The sequence below is a fragment of the Rhodoferax lacus genome, from assembly GCF_003415675.1.
In the GTDB taxonomy this organism is placed as follows: domain Bacteria; phylum Pseudomonadota; class Gammaproteobacteria; order Burkholderiales; family Burkholderiaceae_C; genus Allorhodoferax; species Allorhodoferax lacus.
Genome location: NZ_QFZK01000005.1, coordinates 136,697 through 159,684, shown reverse-complemented (window position 1 = coordinate 159,684; position 22,988 = coordinate 136,697). Strand labels below are relative to the sequence as shown.

20 protein-coding genes and 1 tRNA gene are annotated in these 22,988 nt (G+C 62.7%); 9 read left to right on the top strand and 12 right to left on the bottom strand.

The genetic code is table 11. The annotated features are described in order from the left end of the window. Positions 1 to 6 precede the first annotated feature (6 nt). From uppS to rpsB, 5 genes are all read right to left on the bottom strand, one after another. The gene (gene uppS, locus DIC66_RS10630) at positions 7 to 735 is read right to left on the bottom strand and encodes a polyprenyl diphosphate synthase (protein ID WP_117176905.1); all 729 of its coding nucleotides are present in this window, start codon (positions 733 to 735) and stop codon (positions 7 to 9) included. Positions 736 to 764: 29 nt separating this feature from the next. After that, a complete protein-coding gene (frr, locus tag DIC66_RS10625; protein WP_117176903.1) occupies positions 765 to 1,325 on the bottom strand; it encodes a ribosome recycling factor in 561 nt (186 codons plus the stop codon). Between the two features lie 54 nt (positions 1,326 to 1,379). Further along, positions 1,380 to 2,102, bottom strand: a complete 723-nt coding sequence (pyrH, locus tag DIC66_RS10620) for a UMP kinase (RefSeq protein ID WP_117176901.1) — start codon at positions 2,100 to 2,102, stop codon at positions 1,380 to 1,382. 48 nt (positions 2,103 to 2,150) lie between these two features. After that, positions 2,151 to 3,074 (bottom strand): translation elongation factor Ts, encoded by a 924-nt coding sequence (gene tsf, locus DIC66_RS10615; protein WP_117176899.1) that lies wholly within the window; start codon positions 3,072 to 3,074, stop codon positions 2,151 to 2,153. Positions 3,075 to 3,160: 86 nt separating this feature from the next. Then, positions 3,161 to 3,913 (bottom strand): 30S ribosomal protein S2, encoded by a 753-nt coding sequence (rpsB, locus tag DIC66_RS10610; protein ID WP_117176897.1) that lies wholly within the window; start codon positions 3,911 to 3,913, stop codon positions 3,161 to 3,163. 224 nt (positions 3,914 to 4,137) lie between these two features. Here rpsB and DIC66_RS10605 point away from each other — a divergent pair, with 224 nt between their 5' ends. From DIC66_RS10605 to DIC66_RS10590, 4 genes are read left to right on the top strand one after another with little or no spacing between them, the layout of a single operon-like run. After that, on the top strand, positions 4,138 to 5,382 hold the full coding sequence (locus DIC66_RS10605) for an FAD-dependent oxidoreductase (protein ID WP_117176895.1): 1,245 nt from the start codon (positions 4,138 to 4,140) through the stop codon (positions 5,380 to 5,382). 60 nt (positions 5,383 to 5,442) lie between these two features. Continuing rightward, positions 5,443 to 6,285 carry an HDOD domain-containing protein gene (locus DIC66_RS10600; RefSeq protein ID WP_117176893.1) on the top strand — a complete coding sequence of 281 codons (843 nt, stop codon included), beginning with the start codon at positions 5,443 to 5,445 and terminating at the stop codon, positions 6,283 to 6,285. A gap of 10 nt (positions 6,286 to 6,295) precedes the next feature. After that, positions 6,296 to 7,183, top strand: a complete 888-nt coding sequence (locus tag DIC66_RS10595; RefSeq protein WP_117176891.1) for an MBL fold metallo-hydrolase — start codon at positions 6,296 to 6,298, stop codon at positions 7,181 to 7,183. Beyond that, positions 7,167 to 8,627 carry an NAD(P)H-hydrate dehydratase gene (locus DIC66_RS10590; protein WP_117176889.1) on the top strand — a complete coding sequence of 487 codons (1,461 nt, stop codon included), beginning with the start codon at positions 7,167 to 7,169 and terminating at the stop codon, positions 8,625 to 8,627. Before DIC66_RS10595 ends, DIC66_RS10590 begins: the two co-directional genes overlap by 17 nt. A 4-nt stretch (positions 8,628 to 8,631) precedes the next feature. Here the strand turns inward: DIC66_RS10590 and rnr are convergent, their stop codons facing one another. Further along, a complete protein-coding gene (rnr, locus tag DIC66_RS10585; RefSeq protein WP_117176887.1) occupies positions 8,632 to 10,962 on the bottom strand; it encodes a ribonuclease R in 2,331 nt (776 codons plus the stop codon). Here rnr and DIC66_RS23235 point away from each other — a divergent pair. From DIC66_RS23235 to mgtA, 3 genes are all read left to right on the top strand, one after another. Then, positions 10,870 to 11,196, top strand: a complete 327-nt coding sequence (locus DIC66_RS23235; protein WP_233505883.1) for a hypothetical protein — start codon at positions 10,870 to 10,872, stop codon at positions 11,194 to 11,196. The two genes, rnr and DIC66_RS23235, sit on opposite strands and share 93 nt — an antisense overlap. Positions 11,197 to 11,207: 11 nt before the next feature. Then, positions 11,208 to 11,294, top strand: a tRNA-Leu gene (locus tag DIC66_RS10580). A gap of 65 nt (positions 11,295 to 11,359) precedes the next feature. Beyond that, positions 11,360 to 13,885 carry a magnesium-translocating P-type ATPase gene (gene mgtA / locus DIC66_RS10575; protein WP_117176885.1) on the top strand — a complete coding sequence of 842 codons (2,526 nt, stop codon included), beginning with the start codon at positions 11,360 to 11,362 and terminating at the stop codon, positions 13,883 to 13,885. Positions 13,886 to 13,926: 41 nt separating this feature from the next. Here mgtA and DIC66_RS10570 read toward each other — a convergent pair whose 3' ends face one another. Genes DIC66_RS10570 through DIC66_RS10560 form a run of 3 tightly spaced genes read right to left on the bottom strand, consistent with a single transcriptional unit; the run spans position 13,927 to position 17,127 of the window. After that, positions 13,927 to 14,610, bottom strand: a complete 684-nt coding sequence (locus DIC66_RS10570) for an ABC transporter ATP-binding protein (protein ID WP_117177213.1) — start codon at positions 14,608 to 14,610, stop codon at positions 13,927 to 13,929. Positions 14,611 to 14,620: 10 nt separating this feature from the next. After that, complete coding sequence (locus tag DIC66_RS10565; protein WP_117176883.1) at positions 14,621 to 15,862, bottom strand: FtsX-like permease family protein; 1,242 nt, start codon at positions 15,860 to 15,862, stop codon at positions 14,621 to 14,623. 32 nt (positions 15,863 to 15,894) lie between these two features. Then, entirely contained in the window at positions 15,895 to 17,127 is a 1,233-nt protein-coding gene (locus tag DIC66_RS10560) for an efflux RND transporter periplasmic adaptor subunit (protein ID WP_117176881.1), read from the bottom strand. Positions 17,128 to 17,296: 169 nt separating this feature from the next. On the opposite strand from DIC66_RS10560, the gene DIC66_RS10555 reads away from it, so the two are divergent. Next, positions 17,297 to 18,781: an RNB domain-containing ribonuclease gene (locus DIC66_RS10555; RefSeq protein WP_117176879.1), complete on the top strand. Its 1,485-nt coding sequence runs from the start codon at positions 17,297 to 17,299 to the stop codon at positions 18,779 to 18,781. 369 nt (positions 18,782 to 19,150) lie between these two features. On the opposite strand, the gene rimO is transcribed toward DIC66_RS10555, so the two are convergent. Continuing rightward, entirely contained in the window at positions 19,151 to 20,566 is a 1,416-nt protein-coding gene (gene rimO / locus DIC66_RS10550; RefSeq protein WP_117176877.1) for a 30S ribosomal protein S12 methylthiotransferase RimO, read from the bottom strand. A gap of 43 nt (positions 20,567 to 20,609) precedes the next feature. Next, positions 20,610 to 21,059: a polyhydroxyalkanoate synthesis repressor PhaR gene (gene phaR, locus DIC66_RS10545; protein ID WP_117176875.1), complete on the bottom strand. Its 450-nt coding sequence runs from the start codon at positions 21,057 to 21,059 to the stop codon at positions 20,610 to 20,612. A gap of 113 nt (positions 21,060 to 21,172) precedes the next feature. Between phaR and DIC66_RS10540 the strand changes: the two genes are divergently transcribed. Then, positions 21,173 to 21,589 carry a GFA family protein gene (locus tag DIC66_RS10540; protein ID WP_117176873.1) on the top strand — a complete coding sequence of 139 codons (417 nt, stop codon included), beginning with the start codon at positions 21,173 to 21,175 and terminating at the stop codon, positions 21,587 to 21,589. Positions 21,590 to 21,605: 16 nt separating this feature from the next. Here DIC66_RS10540 and chrA read toward each other — a convergent pair whose 3' ends face one another. Continuing rightward, the gene (gene chrA, locus DIC66_RS10535; RefSeq protein WP_117176871.1) at positions 21,606 to 22,970 is read right to left on the bottom strand and encodes a chromate efflux transporter; all 1,365 of its coding nucleotides are present in this window, start codon (positions 22,968 to 22,970) and stop codon (positions 21,606 to 21,608) included. Positions 22,971 to 22,988: the final 18 nt, after the last annotated feature.

The following is a 22,988-nucleotide window of genomic DNA, read 5'->3' as shown; positions in this document are numbered from 1 at the left end:
GCGCCCTCAGGCAGACAGCAGCTTGCCCGTGGGCAACTGCTCGGAAGTCATTCCGAAACGCCGTTCGCGACCGGAATAGGCGCGTATGGCGCTGTCCAGTGCGGCTTCATCAAAATCGGGCCACAGCACATTGCAGAAATACAGCTCGCTATAGGCCGCCTGCCAGAGCAGAAAATTGCTCAAGCGCATTTCCCCACCGGTGCGCACAATCAGATCGGGGTCGCCCACTGCAGCCGTGGAGAGTTCGCGTGCCAGACTTTCCTCGGTGATGGGCTTGCCTGCAGCAGCCAAGGCCTGCGCCGCATGCACCACGTCCCAACGGCCGCCGTAGTTGAAACAGACATTGAGAATCAAGGTGCGGTTGTCAGCGGTTTCGCGCTCGGCCTCCAGCAGGCTGTTGCGTACACGCTCGGACAAGCCCTCGCGGGCACCGATGAACTGTAGATGCACGCCTTCCTTCTTGAGCTGGTTGAGCTCGCGTGACAGGGCCACCACCAGGATTTCCATCAGGCCGGATACTTCATCCGCCGGACGCTTCCAGTTCTCCGAAGAGAAAGCAAAAACCGTCAGCACCTGCACGCCGCGCTGCACGCAGGAGCGCACCGTGCGCTTGAGCACGTCAACACCCTGCTTGTGGCCGGCGATACGGGGCAAAAACCGCTTGGATGCCCACCGCCCATTGCCATCCATCACGATGGCGATATGTCTGGGAACAGACTCCGGTGCAACAGCCATGGCGAGCTTGCGTTCAGTTGGACCCAGGCCTAAACGGCCATGATGTCCTGCTCTTTGGAAACCACCAGACGGTCCACTTCGGTGATGTGCTTGTCGGTGACCTTCTGGATGTCGGCTTCCGAACGCTTCTGGTCGTCTTCCGACGCCAGTTTGTCTTTCACCAGCTTCTTCACGCCTTCGTTGGCATCGCGACGGATGTTGCGAATGGCCACCTTGGCGCCCTCGCCTTCGTTGCGCACCACCTTGGTCAGCTCCTTGCGGCGCTCTTCCGTCATGGCGGGCATGGGCACCCGGATCAGGTCGCCCATGCTGGCCGGGTTCAAGCCCAAATCACTTTCGCGAATGGCTTTTTCAATCTTGGGGCCCATGCCCTTTTCCCAGGGCTGGATGCCAATGGTGCGCGAGTCAATCAGCGACAGATTGGCCACCTGGCTCAGCGGCATCATGGCGCCGTAGTAGTCCACATGCACTGTGTCCAGCAAAGCCGGATTGGCACGGCCCGTACGGACCTTGGTGAGATTGTTCTTGAAGGCGTCAATGGAGTGATCCATTTTTTCTTCAAGTGTTTTCATGATTTCTGCAATCGACATACTCTTCTCCTCCAGTCAACCCAATAGCAATGAAGCCAGCAAAAGCACCACGTCCTAGACATGAACCAGTGTGCCTTCGTCTTCACCCATAACCACGCGCTTCAGTGCACCGTGCTTGAAGATGGAAAACACCTTGATCGGCAGCTTCTGATCGCGGCACAGGGCAAAAGCGGTGGCATCCATGATGCCCAGGTTCTTGGACATGGCCTCGTCAAACGTCAGCGTGGTGTAGCGCACGGCATCCGGGTCTTTTTTCGGATCGGCACTGTACACCCCATCCACCTTCGTGGCCTTGAGCACAATTTGTGCGCCAATTTCGGCGCCGCGCAGGGCAGCTGCTGTGTCGGTCGTAAAGAACGGATTGCCGGTACCGGCCGCAAAAATGACGACCTTGCCCTCTTCGAGGTACTGCAAGGCCTTGGGGCGCACATAGGGCTCCACCACCTGCTCGATACCGATCGCCGACATCACGCGGGCCGTCAGACCGGCCTTGTTCATGGTGTCGCCCAGGGCCAGTGAATTCATCACAGTGGCCAGCATGCCCATGTAGTCAGCAGTGGCACGGTCCATACCGACCGAGCCACCCGCCACGCCACGGAAAATGTTGCCGCCACCAATCACCACCGCCACCTCTACACCCAGCCGGGTGACCTCGGCCACTTCGTCGACCATGCGCACGATGGTGCTGTGGTTGATACCGAACTGGTCGTCCCCCATGAGCGCCTCGCCTGACAACTTCAACAAGATGCGCTTGAAGGCGGGTTTAGCGTTCTGCATGGGTGAGGTCCTGACTTGATCTTGGTGTGGGTGGGGTTGTGACGTTGATCAAGCAGCTTGCTTGGCAGCAGCCACTTGTGCGGCCACTTCGGCTGCGAAGTCGTCGACCTTCTTCTCAATGCCTTCGCCAACCACGTACAGGGTGAAGCCCTTGACGATGGTGCCTGCGGCCTTGAGCATCTGCTCCACGGTTTGCTTGTCGTTCTTCACGAAGGCCTGGTTGAACAGGGAGACTTCCTTCAGGAACTTCTGCACACCGCCTTCGATGCGCTTGGTAACGATTTCTGCGGACTGCACAGGCTTGCCGGCAGCAGTGGCCACGGCGGCATCTTCTGCGGCCTTGGCAGCAGCAACCGAACGCTCGCGCTCGACCAGTTCAGCGGGCACTTCCGAGCTCGACAGCGACACCGGCTTCATGGCGGCGACGTGCATGGCAACGTCCTTGGCAGCCACGTCGTCACCTTCGAACTCGACCACCACGCCGATGCGCGTGCCGTGCAGGTAGGTGGCCAGCTTGGCGCCGGAGGCAAAACGCTTGAAGCGGCGGAAAGTCATGTTTTCGCCGATCTTGCCGATCAGGCCCTTGCGCACATCTTCCAGGGTGGGGCCAAAGCCATCCTGCTCATAGGCCAAAGCACCCAGAGCAGCCACATCTGCGGGATTGTTCTTCGCGATCAGGGCAGCAGCAGCATTGGCCAGGGCCAGGAAGCTGTCATTCTTGGTGACGAAGTCGGTTTCGCAGTTGACTTCGAGCAGCGCGCCCACATTGCCTTCCACACTGTTGACAACCACGCCTTCGGCGGTGACACGTGCGGCGGCCTTGCCAGCCTTGCTGCCGAGCTTGACGCGCAGCAGCTCTTCGGCCTTTTCCATATTGCCTTCGGCTTCGGTCAAAGCCTTCTTGCATTCCATCATTGGCGCGTCGGTTTTTCCACGCAGTTCAGCAACCATGCTTGCGGTAATCGTAGCCATCTGTATTTCTCCGTAATCAGTTCAATGTTCAATATCAGCTAAAAAAAAGGGGCACACAAGCCCCCTTTTTGAGGCGGGCAAAAGCTTTAAGCGGCTTCGCTGACCTCGACAAACTCGTCCGCGCCTTCGGCAGCGGCCACGGCCTTGACGACATCATCGGAGGCGCTGGCGCGGCCTTCGATCACGGCGTCAGCAATGCCACGGGCGTACAGGGTGACAGCCTTGGAGGAGTCATCGTTACCGGGAATCACGTAGTCGATACCTTCGGGCGAGTGGTTGGAGTCCACCACACCGATCAGGGGAATGCCCAGCTTCTTGGCTTCAGCGATGGCGATCTTGTGGTAGCCCACGTCGATCACGAAAATCGCGTCAGGCAGCGTGACCATGTCCTGGATGCCGCCAATGTCTTTTTCCAGCTTCTCGAGTTCGCGGGCGAACATCAGCTGTTCTTTCTTGCTCATGGCGTCCAGACCAGCTTCTTGCTGAACCTTCATGTCCTTCAAACGCTTGATGGAAGTCTTGACCGTCTTGAAGTTGGTCAGCATGCCGCCCAACCAACGCTGGTCAACGTAGTGCACGCCGGCGCGTTGCGCTTCAGCGGACACAATTTCGCGGGCCTGGCGCTTGGTGCCCACCATCAGGATGGTGCCGCGCTTGGCGGTGAGCTGGCGCACAAACTTGGCTGCTTCCTGGAACATCGGGAGCGACTTTTCCAGGTTGATGATGTGGATCTTGTTGCGGTGACCGAAGATGAACGGGGCCATCTTGGGGTTCCAGAAGCGGGTTTGGTGTCCAAAGTGAACGCCGGCTTCCAGCATTTCGCGCATAGTAACTGCCATAGATTTTCTCCAAAGGTTAGGTCTTAAATCCGGTCCGTCAATTGCGTTTTTGAGAGAATAGAATTCTTCAAAACACAACACCTTGTCAGAACCGGTTTGCGAGTTCGTCGTGTGTGGCATCAAGCGCACCACCTGCACAACCATTCGATTTTAGCATGGAAGAGTCTGCCGTCCCGGCACTCCCCAGGCCAAGGTTCTGACCCATCGGGAAAATTAGGGCTTTCATGAAAATTGCGGTAATCGGCGCCGGCGTCGTCGGCATTTGCACGGCGTACGAACTGGCTCTGGACGGTCATGCGGTCACTGTTTTCGAGCGCCATGCTGCCGTGGCAGAAGAAGCCAGCTTTGCCTGCGCGGGGCACCAGGCGCCCAGCCTGTCGCACCCCATGGCTTTTGCGCCATGGCCACAGGCCTCGCGCCTGCGCACCTGGCTGGCCCCGTCGGCCATCGCACTGGGGCGCAGCAGTTCGCTGTCCGATCTGCGCTGGCTCGCGGGCTGGAAGTCTGCACCCAAGGCTTATCTGGAGCGCTTTGCCGCTGCACAGGCCCTGCTAAGTTACAGCCAGCAACGCCAGCAGACACTTGCCACCCAGGCTGCCCTGGTGTTTGAACAGTCCCAGGGGCAGTTGCTGATTCTTCGTTCTGAGCGCGAACTGACAGCCAGCCAGGAGCGCCTGGCGGCCCTGAAGGCGCAGGGAATTGCTGCAAAGGTTCTGACGCCAGAAGAAGCGCGCAAGCTGGAGCCGGCCCTGGGCGAGGGTGTAACCCTGCACTCAGCCATTCATTTCCCCAACGACGCGCATGGCAATTGCCGCCAGTTTGCCCACGCGCTCAAGGAGCGGGCGCTGGAGCTGGGTGTGGTTTTTCATTTCGCAACCCCCGTGACAGCTCTGACTCAGTCTGCAGGCCTTCAGGTGCAGACCGAGCTACTGGGCGCCCAGTCCTTTGACCAGGTCGTGCTGTGTGCCGCAACGGGTGCGGCCACGCTCCTGGCATCCACACCGCGGCAGATACCGCTGACGCGTGTGTGGAGCTACTCCTTGAGCGCACAAATCCGCGAGCCCCTGAACGCGCCGCGCAGCACCGTGGTGGATGGCCACAGCCGGGTTTCCATCAGCCGCATAGGCGCACGCGTGCGGGTGTCCGGCGGTGCAGAACTGGGCGGCTCGCTGCAGTCCAGGCCTGAGGCCACGACCCGCTTGCTCTACCAGACCCTGCAAACCCACTTCCCCGGAGCTGCCGATTTCAGCCGCAGCATGCAGCTCTGGAAAGGCGCCAGTGTGTTCTCTCCCGATGCCCTGCCCTTGGTCGGCCAAAGCGCCCGTCCTGGCGTCTGGCTCAATCTGGCGCACGGTCACAACGGCTGGGGCATGGCCTGCGGCTCGGCCCGCATACTGGCCGACATGATGCAGGGCAAACAAGCGGACCTGGACACAGCGCTTGTGCAACCCGCACGTTTCAAATCCTGAATATCGTTAGGCGCTGCAGAGCCTAGCTGACACAATCCAAATAATCCTAGCGCACCATCCATGAGTCCCGAACTTTCCCAAAAACTGGCTTCCGCTGTCGATGGCATGCCAGCGTTCCCCCGCAGTGTGCAACGCATTCTGGAACTCACACGTGACGTCAACAGCACACCCAAGGATCTGGTCGACGTGATCGACAAGGACCCGGTGGTCACTGTCAAGATTCTCAAGGTCGTCAACTCGGCCTACTACAGCCTGCCCAAGCAAATCACCTCCATTGGCCACGCCGTGGTGTACCTGGGCTTCAACACCATCAAAAACCTGGCACTCAGTATTGCCGCCATCGGCATGTTGCCCAAGGACAACCCGTCCGGTTTCGATGTGCAGCAATACCTGCTGCACTCGCTGGCCACGGCCGGCCTGGCCAAGCAACTGGCCCACCGGGTGAATGATGCCGACCCCATGGACTGCTTTATTGGCGGCTTGTTACATGACTTCGGCAAGGTGGTTTTTGCACAGTTCATGCCGAATGAATTCAAGGCTGCCCTGCTGGAAAGCCAGAGCCGGGAGATGCCCCTGCACCTGGCCTTGCACAAGCACATAGGCGCCGACCATTTTGTGGTGGGGGCCATGCTGGTGCAAAAGTGGCGTTTTGCTCCCGCGCTGACGGAAACCATTGGCCACCAAAGCCTGGAGTCCCTGCATGACACCGACATGATTGCCTGTGTCTTTGGTGCCAACCAGATCAGCAAGAAGCTCAAGTTCGGCTTTGGTGGCAACCCCTGCATTGACGAATTTCCCCTGACGGTGCAAAAACGCCTGGGTGGTACGCTGGACGAGGTCATCGCCTCCATGGGCGACCTGACCGCCGTGTATGAAGAGGCGAAACTGTTCGCCAAACTGTGAGGCCCTGCCTATGAAAGTCAGATTTTGGGGTGTACGTGGATCCATTGCCTGCCCGGGCCCGAAGACGGTGCGCTATGGCGGCAACACCACCTGCATCGAGATTCGCACGGACAACAACGAGCTCATCATCCTGGATGCCGGCACCGGCATTTTCCCGCTCTCGCAAATGCTGCTGGCCGAGCTGCCTGTGACTGCCAACGTGCTGATCACCCACTCGCACTGGGACCACATCCAGGGCCTGCCGCTGTTCATTCCCAACTTCATTCCCGGCAACACCTTGCGCCTGCACGGCGGCTTTGATCCGGTCAGCGGCAAGGGCATCGAGCAGGTCATGCAGGTGCAACTGCAATACAGCTTCTTCCCGGTGCGCGAAGTGGAGATGAAGGCCAAGATCGAATACGTCACCCTGATGCCCAACGAGACCGTGCAGGTGGGCTCGGCCAGGGTCACGCCCTGCCTGCTCAACCACCCGGTGATCGACTTTGGTTACCGCGTGGAATGCGATGGCAAGTCGGTGTTTTTTACCGGCGACCACGAGCCGCCCTACAACATCTACGAACCCGGCGAGGAGGGTTACGACGACTACCAGATGTTTGTGGATGAGAAGGCGCAGTCGATTGTGGAGGCCATGCGGGGCGTGGATGTGCTGATCGCCGACAGCTCCTACACCGACGCCGAATACGCCAGCAAAAAAGGCTGGGGCCACGGCACCTACAGCAGCAGCATGGCCACGGCTAAGGCGGCAGGCGCCAAGCTGCTGTTCTGCACCCACCATGAACCCACGCGCAGCGACGACGCGCTGGAGACCGTGTTTGCCGCGGCCCTGGCAGCCAATGCCGAGCACACCGCCGGCATGGACATCCGTCTGGCGCGTGAAGGCGATGTCTACGAATTCTGAGCGCGTCCTGCCCGGCACGGGTTTGGGTGCGGCCGGTGCCCGCGCCTGGCCGCTGCGGGATTCAGCGCATACGCGCGCCCTGGAAGGAAGTCACCCGGCAGGCACTGGCAACAGGTCTCTCATGGAGTTCGCCGGCCTGGCCCTGGCCCGCCTCGCACTTGCCGTGGTGCCGCATGCCAGGACGATCTGGGTAGCCTGCGGCCCCGGCAACAACGGCGGCGACGGGCTGGAGGCAGCCGCCCACCTGCAGCAATGGGGCAAGCAGGTGGTGGTGAGCCTGGCGCATGACCCCGAAAAATCCTCCACTGACGCCCATGCGGCCTGGTTGAAGGCCCGGGCAGCAGGCGTCTCATTCAACGACCACCCGCCAGAGGCCTTTGACGCCTGCCTGGACGCCCTGTTCGGCATCGGCGCCCTGCGACCGCTGCAGGGTGCCTATGCCGACTGGGTGGCCTGCATGAATGCTGCCAGCACACCCACGATTGCGGTGGACCTGCCCAGCGGTCTGGATGCCGACACCGGTGCTGCAATGCCAATGCATGTGACGGCCCAGCACACGCTGAGCCTCTTGACCCTGAAGCCCGGCCTGTTTACCGGTGGCGGGCGGGATGCCTGTGGCGACATCTGGTTCAACGACTTGGGCGTGCAAGACAGCAGCCCGCCACAAGCCCTGCTGGCCGGGCCAGTGGCCATCACGCGGCGACTACATGCCAGCCACAAGGGCACGTTTGGCGATGTCTGCATCGTGGGCGGCGCGCCCGGCATGACGGGAGCGGCCTTGCTTGCGGCCCGCTCGGCCCTGCATGGGGGAGCCGGCCGTGTCTTTGTCTGCCCCTTGGGCGCGCCCGAACTAACGCTGGACCCGCAATGCCCTGAGCTGATGTTCCGCAGCTTCGACGACCTGGACTGGAGCGCCATGACACTGGTGGCGGGCTGCGGAGGGGGCCAGGCGATTGCCGAATCGTTGCCGCTAATTCTGGGCCACGCCAAACAACTGGTGCTGGATGCAGATGCCCTGAACCACATCGCCCACAGCCCGGTCCTGCAACAGCAACTGGCACAACGCCCTGCGGGCCACACCGTGATCACGCCCCACCCGCTGGAAGCCGCGCGCCTGCTGGCGACCACCGCGGCCGTGGTGCAGGCAGACCGACTGGGCGCCGCCCAGTCACTGGCAGAGCGTTTTCAATGCGTGGTGGTGCTCAAGGGTTCCGGCACCGTGATTGCAGCGCCCGGGGACATTCCGCGCATCAATCCCACCGGCAATGCCAAGCTGGCTACGGCCGGCACGGGCGATGTTCTGGCCGGGCTGGTGGGTGCGCACCTGGCTGCAGGGCGGCCGGCCATGCAGGCGGCCTGCGAAGCGGTGTACCGCCATGGCCAAGCAGCAGACCAGTGGCAGGGCACGGTGCTCAGCGCATCGCAACTCTGCCACCGGACTTGACCGGCTAACGCTTTTTGCGTGCGGCCTTTTTGGAGGCGACTGCTGGGCGCTCGGAAGACTTGGCCGAGGCCGACTTGCCAACACGCCCCGATTTGGCCGCGCTCCGCTTGCGTGAGTCGTCCTTGAAGGGAGCCGTGCGCCCGCCGCCATCAAGCTCGAAGCGATCCGCCAGAGGCGCACGTGCCTTGCCCTCGCGCGCCACCGGCTTGTCGGCGCCCGCAGGTGGACGGCTGGCCAGCCCCATGCCTTCGTTAACCAGGCGGAAGTCGATCTTGCGCCCGTCCAGGTCCACGCGGCTCACCTGGATGCGCACGCGCGTGCCAATGGCATAGCGTGTGCCGGTGCGCTCACCGCGCAACTCCTGGCGCGCCTCATCGAAGCGGAAGTACTCGCCCCCCAGCTCGGTGATGTGCACCAGGCCTTCGACGTACATGGCATCCAGCGTCACAAACAGGCCAAAGCTGGTGGCCGAGCTGACCACACCGCCGTATTCCTCGCCCAGGTGCTCGCGCATGTACTTGCACTTGAGCCAGGCTTCCACGTCGCGGCTGGCCTCGTCGGCACGGCGCTCGTTGGCGCTGCAATGCAGGCCCGCAGCCTGCCAGGCCAGGCCTTCGGCACTGGCCTTGCGTGGTTTCTCGGTGGGATCCTTGACCTTGGAGGCCAAACCTTTTTCCAGGCGGCGCGCCAGCTTGGCATGCGCCTCGCCGGGCGTAGGCAGCACTGGCAACTGGTAGCGCGTCTTCGCCAGAGTCGCCTTGATGACCCGGTGCACCAGCAAATCCGGGTAGCGCCGGATCGGGCTGGTGAAGTGGGTATAGGCGTCAAATGCCAAGCCGAAGTGGCCGCTGTTGGTGGGCGTGTAAATCGCCTGCTGCATGGAGCGCAGCAGCATGGAGTGGATCTGCTGCGCATCCGGCCGGTCCTTGGTTGCCAGCGCAATGGCCTGGAACTCGCCCGGCTTGGGGTCGTCGCTGATGCTCATGCCAAGGCCCGTGGCCTTGAGGTAGTTGCGCAGGATTTCCTTCTTCTCGGGCGTGGGGCCCTCGTGCACGCGGAACAGGCCGGGGTGCTTGCTCTGGGCAATGAAGTCGGCGCTGCACACATTGGCCGCCAGCATGGCCTCTTCAATCACGCGGTGCGCCACATTGCGGGTGCGCGGAATGATTTTTTCGATGCGGCCGTTGTCGTCGCAAACGATTTGCGTCTCGGTGGTCTCGAAGTCCACCGCGCCGCGCTTCTGGCGCGATTTGGTCAGCGCCTGGAACACGCCGTGCAGGTTCAGCAAGTCGTCCACACGGTCCCGGCGCTTGATGGCCTCTGGTCCACGCGTGTTGCCCAGAATGGCCGCCACCTCGGTGTAGGTAAAGCGCGCATGGCTCCACATCACTGCGGGATAGAACTGGTAGGCATCCACTTCACCGTCTTCGGTCACCAGCATGTCGCAGACCATGCACAGGCGCTCCACCTCGGGGTTCAGGGAACACAGGCCGTTGGACAATTTTTCCGGCAGCATGGGAATCACCCGGCGCGGGAAGTACACACTGGTGGCGCGGTCATAGGCGTCGATGTCGATGGCGCTGCCGTTCTCCACATAGTGGCTCACGTCGGCAATGGCCACCAACAGGCGCCAGCCCTTGGTGGCGCTGCGGCCGCGGCCCTTGGTGTGGGGCTCGCAGTACACGGCATCGTCAAAATCGCGCGCGTCTTCACCGTCGATGGTGACCAGGGGAATATCGGTCAGGTCCACGCGGTTGGCGTGGTCCTGCGGGCGCACGCTGTCAGGCAGTGTGCGCGCCAGCGCCACGCAAGCCTGCGAGAACTCATGCGGCACGCTGTACTTGCGCACGGCAATCTCGATCTCCATGCCAGGGTCATCCACCTCGCCCAGCACTTCCTTGATGCGCCCCACCGGCTGGCCAAACAGGGCCGGGGGCTCCACCAGTTCCACCACCACCACCTGGCCGGCCTTGGCCACGCTGGTGGCGCCCTTGGGGATCAGCACGTCCTGGCCATAGCGCTTGTCTTCGGGGGCGACCAGCCAGACACCGCTTTCCTGCAGCAGGCGGCCAATGATGGGCTGGGTGGAACGTTCCACAATCTCCACCACCCGGCCCTCGGGCCTGCCCTTGCGGTCACTGCGGACTATGCGTACCTTGACGCGGTCCTTGTGGAGCACGGCGCGCATTTCATTGGGGGGTAAATAGATGTCGGGAGCACCGTCGTCACGGGACACGAAACCGTGTCCGTCGCGGTGACCTTGAACAATACCTTCTACTTCGTCCAGCAGGCCGCTGGTCTGGCTGATATTTTTAATGAAATCTCTCGCTTTCATGAGCTGTCCGGGCCAGCCTCGCTGGCACAGAAACCAAACACTCCACACTGCATGCGACGGCTGGCAATCGACAGGCAGGTTTTCCTTGTGGCTATAAGTATGCGCCAGAAACGTGACACAGCGCATGGCGGGCTGCTCAGCAACCTGCGCGCTTGTGGTGTGAATCTGCCGCACGCAAGTAATTTACAAAAAGTGAAGTGGCAGCTCAAAAGCGCTCAATTTCGGGTGCTATAATTCGAGTCGATGCCCAGATGGCGAAATTGGTAGACGCACCAGCTTCAGGTGCTGGCGATGGCAACATCGTGGAAGTTCGAGTCTTCTTCTGGGCACCAAAATAGATGAGGCCTGTGACGAAAGTCACAGGCCTTTTTCTTTTTGTGTTCACACTGGCCGGACCATGAACGGTTTAACCAGCAAACAAGCCCAGGGCCTCTTGCAAGAGCACGGTCCCAACCGCTTGCAAAAATCCACGCAGACCGCCTTGGCGCTGCAGTTCCTGGCCTACTTCCGCAATCCCCTCGTCCTGATTCTGCTGGCTGCCAGCGCGCTGTCGGCACTGACGGGTGACCGCAGTGGCGCACTCATCATTGGTGTGATTGTGGTCATGAGCGTGACACTGGACTTTGTGCAAGCCCACCGGGCAGGTGCTGCTGCCGACAAGCTGGCCCTGCAGGTGGCCGTGATGGCCTCCGCCTTGCGTGATGGCGTGCCGATGGAGGTGCCCGTGTTTGACTTGGTGCCGGGTGACGTGGTGTTGCTGTCCGCTGGCAGTCTGGTACCCGCTGACTCCACCCTGCTGGAGGCGCACGACTTCTTCGTCAACCAGGCGCAGCTCACGGGCGAGCCCTTCCCCATCGAGAAGAAAGCAGCCACGGCCAAGCCCCAACCCAAGGCCCAGGACGCCACCTGGGATCTGGATGCCAGCGACCGCATCTTTCTGGGCAGCTCGGTGGTCAGCGGTTCGGCCACAGCGCTGATTGGCCGCACCGGCAGCGCCACGGCCATTGGCCAGATTGCAGTGGACCTGAACAGAACCGCTCCGCCCACCGCCTTTGAGCAGGGCACGCGCCAGTTCGGCATGCTCATCATGCGGCTCACCTTGCTGATGGTGCTGTTCACGCTCTTGGTGAACGTGGCCCTGCACCGGCCTCTGCTGGAATCGTTTTTGTTTGCGGTGGCACTGGCCGTGGGCCTGACACCCGAGCTGCTGCCCATGGTGGTGTCGGTCACGCTGACCAAGGGTGCGCTGCGCATGGCCGCACTCCAGGTGATCGTCAAGCGTCCGTCTGCCATTCAGGACATGGGCGCCATGGATGTGCTGTGCACCGACAAGACCGGCACCCTGACCGAAGCCCGCATCAAACTGGAGAAGCACACGGACGCGATGGGCCAGCCCAGTGAACGCGTGCTGCAACTGGCCTACCTGAACAGCTTTTTTGAGAGCGGCCTCAAGAGCCCGCTGGATGACGCCATCCTGCAGCACACCGAGCAGGACGTGACGGGCTGGACCAAGGTCGACGAAGTACCGTTTGACTTTGAGCGCAGGCGCGTGTCGGTGCTGCTGCAGTTGGCAGCGGGCCACGGGCAGACCCAGCCCCAAGTGCAACCCCAGCGCCAGCTGATCGTCAAAGGCGCGCCCGAAGACATCCTCAAACTCTGCACCCACTATGAGTCCACGGACGGCCGGGAACTGCCACTGGACAGCGCAGCCCGCGCACAGATCGACGCCGTGTTCAACCAACTGGGCGAAGAGGGCTTCCGGGTGTTGGGCGTGGCCTGGCGTGCCACCGCCGCCGACCTGCAGCACGCGGTGGTATCGGATGAGAGTGCCTTGGTGTTTGCGGGCTTTGCCGCCTTTCTGGATCCGCCCAAGGCCAGCGCGGGCCTGGCCCTGCAAGCCATGGCGGCCAGTGGGGTGGCGGTGAAGATCGTCACCGGAGACAACGAGCGTGTGACCCGCCATGTGTGCGAGCAACTCGGCGTGCCGATTGTGGGCCTGTTGACCGGCACCGAGATTGCGACCATGAACGACGATGCCCTGCGCGCCCGGGTGGAGTCCGTGAATTTGTTCTGCCGCGTCAACCCCTCGCAAAAAAACCGCATCATCCTGGCCCTGAAGGCGCGTGGCCACGTGGTGGGCTATCTGGGTGACGGCATCAACGATGCGCCCTCGCTGCACACCGCCGATGTGGGCATCTCCGTCAAGGACGCGGTGGACGTGGCGCAACAGGCCGCAGCCATGATCCTGCTGGAGCATGACCTGATGGTGCTGCACGCCGGCATCCTGGAAGGACGCCGCACCTTTGGCAATGTGATGAAGTACATCATGATGGCCACCAGCTCCAACTTCGGCAATATGTTCAGCATGGCTGCGGCCACTGTGTTCCTGCCGTTTTTGCCCATGCTGCCGCTGCAGATTCTGCTCAACAACCTGATGTACGACGTGTCGGAGATTGCGCTGCCGCTGGACGATGTGGACTCCGAGGACCTGGCCGCGCCGAAGCGCTGGAGCATGGCGTTCATCCGCAACTTCATGCTGACCATCGGACCCATCAGTTCGCTGTTTGACTTCCTGACGTTCTACCTGCTGATCCGCCTGATCGATGCCGACGAGGCCTTGTTCCACACCGGCTGGTTTGTCGAGTCGATTGCCACCCAGGTGCTGGTGATCTTTGTCATCCGCACGCGGCGCAACCCCTTGCGCAGCCACCCGAATCGCTGGCTGGTGCTGACGTCGCTTGGCGTGGTGGTGGCCGCCATGGCCCTGCCCTTCACGCCCTTGGCACCGCTGCTCGGCTTTGTGCCGCTGCCACCAGCCTACTTTGGCTTGCTCACGGTTTTGCTGGTGCTGTACCTGCTGATGGTGGAAGGTGCCAAGCAGTGGTTTTACCGCTGGCTGCTGCCGCGCAGCCAGACGCACTAACAGCACGGCGCACTGACAGCAAGGCTCACCGAATCACCTGGCTAAATAATCTTTCCATCCACCACCTGGATGGTCTTGTCACAGCGCCGCGCCAGCTCCGGGTTGTGGGTGACAAACAGCACGGTGGTGCCGTGTTCCTGGTTCACCTGGCGCAGCAGGGTGAACACCGCATCGGCACTCTTGGTGTCCAGATTGCCGGTGGGTTCATCGGCCAGCAGCACCGCCGGGTTCATGGCAAGGGCCCGGGCGATGGCCACGCGCTGCTGCTGCCCGCCGCTCATATTGCCCGCAAGGTTGTCCTTCCATGGCGTCAGACCCACGCTGTCAATCAGTTCGGTGGCGCGTGCACGCATCTGCGCGTTCGGGAAACCTGCTGCGCCCAGCATGGGAATCATCACGTTTTCCAGCGCGGTAAAGGCGGTGATCAAGTGGTGGTACTGGAACACAAAGCCTATGGTGTGGCCGCGCAGGCGGGTCAGCGCCGTATCCTCCAGCGTGGTGGTTTCCTCACCGGCAATCTGCAACTTTCCAGCAGACGGCCGGTCCAGCAGGCCCACGATATTGAGCAGCGTGCTCTTGCCCGAGCCCGAGGGCCCCATCACGGCGCAGAACTCGCCGCGGCGCAATGTGAGGTCGATGCCGTGCAGCACCTCGGTCTCGAACGGCGTGCCCGGGTTGAAGGCCTTGCGCACGCCTTGCAATTGAACCACCACATCGTCAGCCATCACAGGTTCTTCAGCCACGGATCGCCACCACCGGATCGAGTCGCGCGGCGCGCAGGGCGGGTGCAAACGCTGCCAGCAAGCCGGTCAGCGTGGCCAGCACCAGCGCCAGCGCAAACAGATTGGGATCAAACGCCAGGGGAAACAGCGGCGTGCCATCGGCATTGCGGGCAAACCGTTGCCACAGCACCAAGGCCAGGGCACCAATGCCGCACCCGGCCATGGCGCCGCCCAGCCCCAGCAAGCCACCCTGCAGCAGGAACAGCCGCAAGATCTGCCCGCGCGAAATGCCCATGGCCCGCAGAATGCCAATCTCGCGCGACTTCTGCACCACCACCACCACCAGCACGCTGGCAATGCCAAAGGCCACCGACAGTCCGACAAAGAAACGGATGGCCGTGTTGGCCGTGGTCTGCGCGCTGATGGCGGCGAAGAACTGCGCGCTGCTCTTGATCCAACTGTCGGCCTGCACGCCGGTATCCGTCGCAATGCGCTGGGCCAGGGTTTCTGCGGCGTAAATGTCGTTCACGGTGACCTCCACGCTGGTCACGCCGCCGGGCATGTCCAACAGGCTTTGGGCCATGCGCAAGGTGGTGAAGGTGCTGCGCTGATTGGCGCCCTTGTTGCCCAGGTCAAACACGCCGACGATGGACAGCACCGTGCTGGCGCCACTGGCCGAGGTCACGTGCAGCTTGTCCCCCACGTCCACGCCCAGGTCGCTGCTGAGCTCGGTGCCAATGAGGATGTCCGAGCCCGTCAGGCGCAGATTACCGCGCACGATCTTGTCGCTGAAATCGACGATGCGGAAATACGTCTCGGGTTCTATGCCCGACACCGTGACGGCCTTGGTGGCATTGCCCCGCACCACCAGCACCGGCCCACTGGCCAGCGGCGACACCACCTTGATGCCCGGCATGGCGCGCACCTGCGCCACCACGGCCTGCCACTGGTCCATGGATTTGGTGAGTTGCAGCGGCGGCTGCACAATCGCGCCCTCCACCTGACCGGGTGGTGCATCACGCCCCAGGCGCAGCGGCCGCGTCACCTGCTGCGGCTGCACCAGCTGGATGTGCGCCTGGGCCGACAGGATGCGGCGAATGAAGTTGCCCTGCAGCCCGGCCAGGAGCGCCGACATGAACACGATCACGCCCACGCCAATGGCCACACCGGCAATGATGAACAGGGTCTGCAAGCGGCCTTCGCGCAAAAAGCGGATGGCCACAATCCACTCGAAGGGCAACCAGGTGGTGAACATGTCTGTTCTTGCTTCTGAATTTGTGTCTTTGCCTAGGGCCTTGCACCAGGCGCGCCCAGTGCGCGGACCCTGTTGCCCGGCCGAACCGTGGTGGCACCCGTCAGCACCGCGTCGCCCTCCTGCAGGCCCTCTGTCACTTCCACCTGTCCGCCGCTGCGCAAGCCCAGGTGTACGTTCACTTTTTCAGCCCGCCCGTCTTGCACGCGCAGCACCCATGGGCTCGCACCATCGGCATCGCGCACGGCAGCCGCCGACAGCAGCAAGGCCTGCGGCCTGCGCGCCACCTCGATGTCCACCGACGCCGTCATGTCCTGGCGCAGCACCGCAGGCGGCTGCTCCACATCCAGCTTCACGTCCACCGCGCCGGTCTGCACATTCACACCCGGGTTGATGTAGACCAGCGTGGCTTGGAACTTCGTTTTCGGATACGCGTCGGCCGAGACCAGGGCCTGCTGGCCCAGGGCAATCAGGTGCAGGTTCTTCTCGTCAATGGCCACCACGATCTGCGTCCGGCCGTTGGGCGACAAGGTCATGAGCACCTTGCCTGCCTGCACCACATCGCCCACCTCCACATTGCGGGCGATCAGCACGCCGTCCAGCGGCGAGCGAATCGTCGCGTATTGGGTGCGCGCATGGGCTGCATCCAACGCAGCACGGGCGCCATCCACGGTGCTTGCGGCAACAGCGTAGTCACTGCCTGTCGCGGCCGTGGTGTCCAACTGCTTTTGGGCTGAACGCATTTGCGCGTCAGCCAGCTCTGTGGCCTTGCGGGCGTCATCGAGCGCCGCCTGGCCTATGAAGCCTTTTTGAAACAGCTCCTGGCTGCGCCGCCAGGCGGCGCTGGCATTGTCCAGGCTGGCCCGGGCCTGACGCAGCGCCTGCTCGGCCACGGGCGCCTGCACTTCCTTTAGCTGGCGCAACCTGGCCTGGGCCTGGGCCAGCGTCTGTTCGGCCTGGCGCTCGGTGGCCTTGAGTTCACTGGTGCCCAGCTCCACCAGCAGGGTGCCTGCCGTCACGCTTTGGCCCTCCTGCACAGGCACGCGGGCCACGGTGGCCGTAATCTGCGCACCCACATCCACGCGGTTGGGGCTTTGCACATGGCCACTGGCCACCACGGTCTGCACGAAGTCGCGGCGCAGCACGGTCTCGACCGCAACCTGTGGCCCCTGCCACCACCTGAAGACAAAAAATGCAGCGGCCGCCAGCGCGAGCGCAGCGGCCACGTATTGCCAGCGCAGTGTGGACAGCTTCGGAATGTGGGTCATGTGGGTACTTTGCTTTTTGCCTATGTTGTTGCAAAGCGATCACTTCGTCACTGACATGGAACAGGGAAAGGCTTCGGTAAGCAAATCTTTACCCTGCGCGGTGTTGCAGCACGCTCCCAATATGCCTCCATTCAGGCATGGGGCACATGGCAAAGATCAATAATGGACCATGTCTGCCTCCACCTTCAGAGCCCGCCCACCACACCACCGCAGCGACCTGGTTCGCATTGCCATTGCCTCCATGCGCGAGCGCCAGTTGCTCACCGCCTTCTCGGCCCAGGCGCTGCAGGAGTTGGCCTCAATTGCGGGCGCGGCAAGCGACAGCACCCCTGCCGTGCGCGACCTGCGCAGCCTGCTGTGGTGCTCCATCGACAACGACGACTCGCTGGACCTGGACCAGCTCACCGTGTGCGAAGCGCTGAAAGGCGGCCGCACGCGTCTGCTGGTGGCCATTGCCGATGTCGATGCCCTGGTCAAAAAAGGCAGCGCCCTGGACGACCATGCGCGCACCAACACCGCCACCATCTACACCTCGGCCTGCATCTTCCCCATGCTGCCCGAGAGGCTCTCCACCAACCTGACTTCTCTGGGCGCAGGTGTGGACCGCCTGGCCGTGGTGACCGACATGCTGTTTGCCAGCGACGGCCAGTTGCAGGAGGCCACGCTGTACCGCGCTACGGTGCACAACCAGGCCAAGCTGGCCTATGACGCGGTGTCGCTGTGGATCGACGGCTCGGGCCCCCTGCCGGTCGCCGCGCAGAGCGTGCCGGGCATGGACTTGCAGCTGCGCCAGCAGGACGCCCTGGCGCAGAAGATGCGCGTTCTGCGCCACGCCAAAGGCTCGCTGGAATTCGAAACGTTTGCGCCGCGCGCCCTGTTCGAAGGCGAGCAGGTGGTTGGCATCGCCCAGCAGGAGCAAAACCGCGCCCGCCAGCTGATTGAGGAATTCATGATTGCCGCCAACGGCTGTAACGCGCGCTACCTGGGTCAATCCGGTGCGGGCTCCCTGCGCCGCGTGGTGCGCTCTCCCGATCGCTGGCTGCGCATTGTGGCGGTGGCCAAGGAATACGGCGAGGACTTGCCCAACACCCCGGACTCCCGGGCCCTGGAAGCCTTTCTGGCCAAGCGCCACCAAGCCGACCCGCTGCGCTTTGCCGACCTGTCGCTGGTCATCATCAAGCTCATGGGTTCGGGCGAGTACGTGGTGGAGGCGCCGGGCGAAACAGGTATCGGCCACTTCGGCCTGGCCGTTCGCGACTACACGCACTCCACGGCGCCGAATCGGCGCTACCCCGACCTGATCACCTCGCGCATGCTCAAGGCCGCCCTGGCAGGCCAGACGCCGCCGTACTCGCTGGAGGAACTGGCCACGCTGGCGCAGCACTGCACGCGCCAGGAAGATGCAGCCCGCAAGGTGGAGCGGCGCATGCGCAAGTCGGATGCGGCGCTGGTGCTGGAGTCACGCACAGGCGAGGTGTTCAACGCCATCGTCACCGGTAATTCGCCGGACGGCGTGTGGGTGCGGCTGCTTAATCCGCCGGTGGAAGGCAAGCTGCTGGTCAGCACGGGCCCGGCCATTGGCGCCAAGTTGCGGGTGCGATTGGTGTCTACCAATGTGGAGCGCGGGTTTATTGATTTTGCTGTTGAGGCTTAGGGTTTGAAGTCACTTCGGGACTCTGGCCGCCATGGCAGCAAGAGTGAGGCTATTTCGCTCGCTGCGCGGCAAGGGGATACGCCGGACTCCTCATGGTGCGAGCACAAATCGTCGCCCGGCGTATCCCCTTGCCGCGCGACCCCCTGCAAACGCAACGCTTGAATACCAGTGCACAAGACCAGGAGCAGTGAAACGGTATTGGCATTTCCTTATGAACGCAACAACGCACCTGTAAGCAGGGGAGCCGGGGCGGGCGACGATTTGTGGTACTCCACCATGAGGAGCTCGCCCCGGCTCCCCTGCGCACCCACACGCAGGCGAATGTTCGTACGAAACAGTCAGAACGTGGCCACAACAGACCACCGAAGCCTAGAAAGGCTGCGCCACCAGGTCGTGCCCCTCGGTGCCCACAATGCGCGCCTTGGTGAATTCACCCACCTTCAGCGTCTTGCTGATTTTTTCAGGTGGCAGCAGGCGCACGATGCCGTCGATCTCCGGCGCGTCGGCATAGCTGCGGCCAGTGCCGCCCTTTTTGCCCATGCCGGGGGCTGAATCCACCAGCACCTGCATGGTGGCGCCAATGTGGCGGCGCAGGCGGGCGGCGGAGACACGCTCGGCCACCGCCATGAAGCGGGCGCGGCGTTCTTCACGCACCTCGGGTGGCAACATGCCGGGCAACTCGTTGGCCGCAGCACCGTCCACAGGGCTGTAGGCAAAGCAACCGGCGCGGTCGATTTGCGCCTCTTCCAGAAAGTCCAGCAGGTGCTGGAACTCCTCTTCCGTCTCACCAGGGAAGCCGGCAATAAAGGTGCTGCGCACCACCAGCTGCGGACAGATTTCGCGCCACTGCTGGATGCGCTCCAGGTTCTTCTCGCCGCTGGCCGGGCGCTTCATGCGGCGCAGCACATCGGGATGGCTGTGCTGCAAAGGCACGTCCAGGTAGGGCAGCACCAGGCCGCTGGCCATCAGCGGCAGGATGGCGTCCACGCTGGGGTAGGGGTACACGTAGTGCAGGCGTACCCAGGCGCCATAGGGGGCGGCCAGTTCGCCCAGCGACTGCACCAAATCCAGCATACGGGTCTTGACCGGTTTGCCGTCCCAGAAGCCCGTGCGGTACTTCACATCCACACCATAGGCCGAGGTGTCCTGGCTGATCACCAGCAGTTCCTTCACGCCGCCTTCAAACAGGGCGCGCGCTTCGGTCAGCACATCGCCAATGGGGCGGCTCACCAGGTCGCCGCGCATGCTAGGGATGATGCAGAAGGTGCAACGGTGGTTGCAGCCCTCGCTGATCTTCAGGTAGGCGTAGTGGCGCGGCGTGAGCTTGATGCCGGCCACGCCAAAGGTGTTGGGCACCAGGTCGGTAAACGGATCGTGCGGCTTGGGCAGGTGCAAATGAATAGCGTCCATCACTTCCTGCGTGGCATGCGGGCCGGTCACGGCCAGCACGCGGGGGTGAAGCTCGCGCACCATGTTGCCACCGTCCTTGCTGGTCTTGGCGCCCAGGCAGCCGGTAACGATGACGCGGCCGTTCTCGGCCAATGCTTCACCGATGGTGTCCAGGCTTTCCTGTACGGCCTCGTCAATAAAGCCGCAGGTGTTGACGATGACGATGTCAGCGCCCTGGAAAGTCTTGGAGGTCTGGTAACCCTCGGCGCTGAGCTGGGTGAGGATCAGCTCGGAATCGGTCAGGGCCTTGGGGCAGCCCAGGGACGCAAACCCGACTTTGGGGATTTTGTTGGCCGGGGCCAGGGTGGGGACAGTGGATGGGGTGGCTTCGCTCATGCCCCGATTGTCCCAGCATTTGCGGGGACACCTTTTCAAAGGGTCAGCGCTTGATGCCCAGACTGCCCAAAAACTGCTCGGTCTGCTTTTGCATCTGCTCCTGCATCTGCGTGAACATGTTGGTGCCGATCACGCCCTTGACTACGGGCGACTGCATGTCCATCAGGGCCTGCATGTTCTTTTCCAGGTAGCCACCCATAAAGCCCTGCAGGGTGTGGCCGTAGAAACGGATGATGTTGGAGAGCACCGGCGCGGTGAACATGGGCGAGCCGTGGGCTTCTTCTTCCAGGATGATCTGTAGCAGGATGCTGCGAGTGAGGTCATCGCCGGTCTTGGCGTCGCGCACCACAAAGGCCTCGCTGTCCATGACCAGTTGCTTGATCTCGGTGAGGGTGATGTAGCTGGAGGTGTCGGTATCGTAAAGCCTGCGGTTGGGGTACTTCTTGATGATCCGCTCGGTGGAGCCGGGTTCTTTATTGGCGGTTTTTGGCATGTTGTCTGGAGCGTTCTGTGTTGCAGACCAATGTACTGCACTGCAGCACATTCTAGGGAGCCGCTATTCATTTACACAACAGGATTACCCTAATGCACTGTTTGGAGAACTGAATGACAACCAACATTTTTGGCGGCTGTGCCTGCGGCGGCGTGCGCTATGCGGTGAGCGGGAAGCTGCGCGACATCATTGCCTGCCACTGCGAGCAGTGCCGCCGCACCAGCGGCCATTTTGTGGCGGCCACGGCCTGCCGGCGGGAGCACTTTACGCTGCTGCAGCAGAGCAGCCTGCAGTGGTACAGCGCGGTGCCGGGCTACCGGCGCGGCTTTTGCAATGTCTGTGGCGCCAGCCTGTTCTTCGAGGAAACAGGCGGGCCCCGCGTGTCGATTGCCGCTGGCAGCCTGGATGCGCCACAAGGCCTGCACATTGCCGCCCACATCTACACCGCGGAGGCGGGTGACTACTACGCCATCGAGCCCGGGGTGCCCTCCTCCAGCGGTGGTGCGCACAACGTGGCCTTGCCAGAGTGAGTCCCTTCCCGCGGGACTAGCGAAGTAGCTGCCAGGCCAGTCCCGCCAAACCCGCCCCCAGCACCACCCGGATCACGCCCACCTTGTAGCGAAACAGCGCCAGCGCGGCCACCGCGCCAATGGCCAGAGCCGCCCACTCGAAGCGCCCGGCCCATCCCGTGGGCCACAGCACATGCCAGGCAAAGAACACCGCCAGGTTGACGATGACACCCACCACGGCTGCTGTGATGCCGGTGAGCGGCGCGGTGAACCTCAGGTTGCCATGGGTGGACTCGATGAAGGGGCCGCCCAGAAAGATGAACACAAAGGACGGCAGGAAGGTGAAGAAGGTCACCACCGATGCCGCCACGGCCCCGGCCAGCAGGAGCGAGCCGCTGCCAAAAATGGCCTGCGTCCAGCCGCCCACAAAGCCCACAAAGGACACCACCATGATCAGCGGCCCCGGTGTGGTCTCACCCAGGGCCAGGCCGTCCACCATCTGCAAAGGGCTTAGCCAGTGAAAGTGTTCCACCGCTCCCTGGTACACATAGGGCAGCACGGCATAGGCGCCGCCAAAGGTCAGCAGCGCGGCCTTGGTAAAGAACCAGGCCATTTGCGACAGCGTGGCGTCCCAGCCGTACAAGGCCACCAGCACCCCCATAGCGGCCAGCCACAGCCCCACCCCGACCACCAGCACCCGGGCAAAGCGGGCCCAGGAAAACAGGGCGTGGGGTGGCGTGGGCGTGGCGTCATCGATCACGGCCGGGCCCGCGGCCTTCGTTCCGCCCGCATGCGCGCCGCCCACTGCAAACTGTGCCGGCCGATAGCGGCCACCCAGGTAGCCCAGCACACCCGCCACCAGCACGATCACCGGAAACGGCAAGTCCAGCGCAAAGATGGCCACAAAGGCCAGCACGGCAATGGCGCGCAGCCAATGGTTCTTCAGGGCCCGCGAACCAATGCGGTAGGCGGCGGCAGCCACAATGGCCGTGACCGCAGGCTTGATGCCATACAGCACTCCGGCCACCGCAGGCACCTGCCCGAAGGCCATGTACACCCAGGACAGTGCAATAAGGATACATAGCGAAGGCAGCACAAACAGCATGCCCGCCACGAGACCACCGCGCTTGCGGTGCATCAGCCAGCCGATGTAGGTGGCCAGTTGCTGGGCCTCCGGGCCGGGCAGCACCATGCAGTAGTTCAGGGCATGCAGAAAGCGCTGCTCCGAAATCCAGCGGCGCTTTTCTACCAGGTCCTCATGCATGATGGCAATTTGCCCGGCCGGTCCGCCAAAGCTGATGAAGCCCAGACGCAGCCAGTAGGCAAACGCCCGCCAGAAAGTGGGGGCCTCGGGTGTGATGGGTGCGACAGGTGCGTCAGAAGCTGTGGGGCTGGAGGTCATCGCAAGTGCGCAATCAAA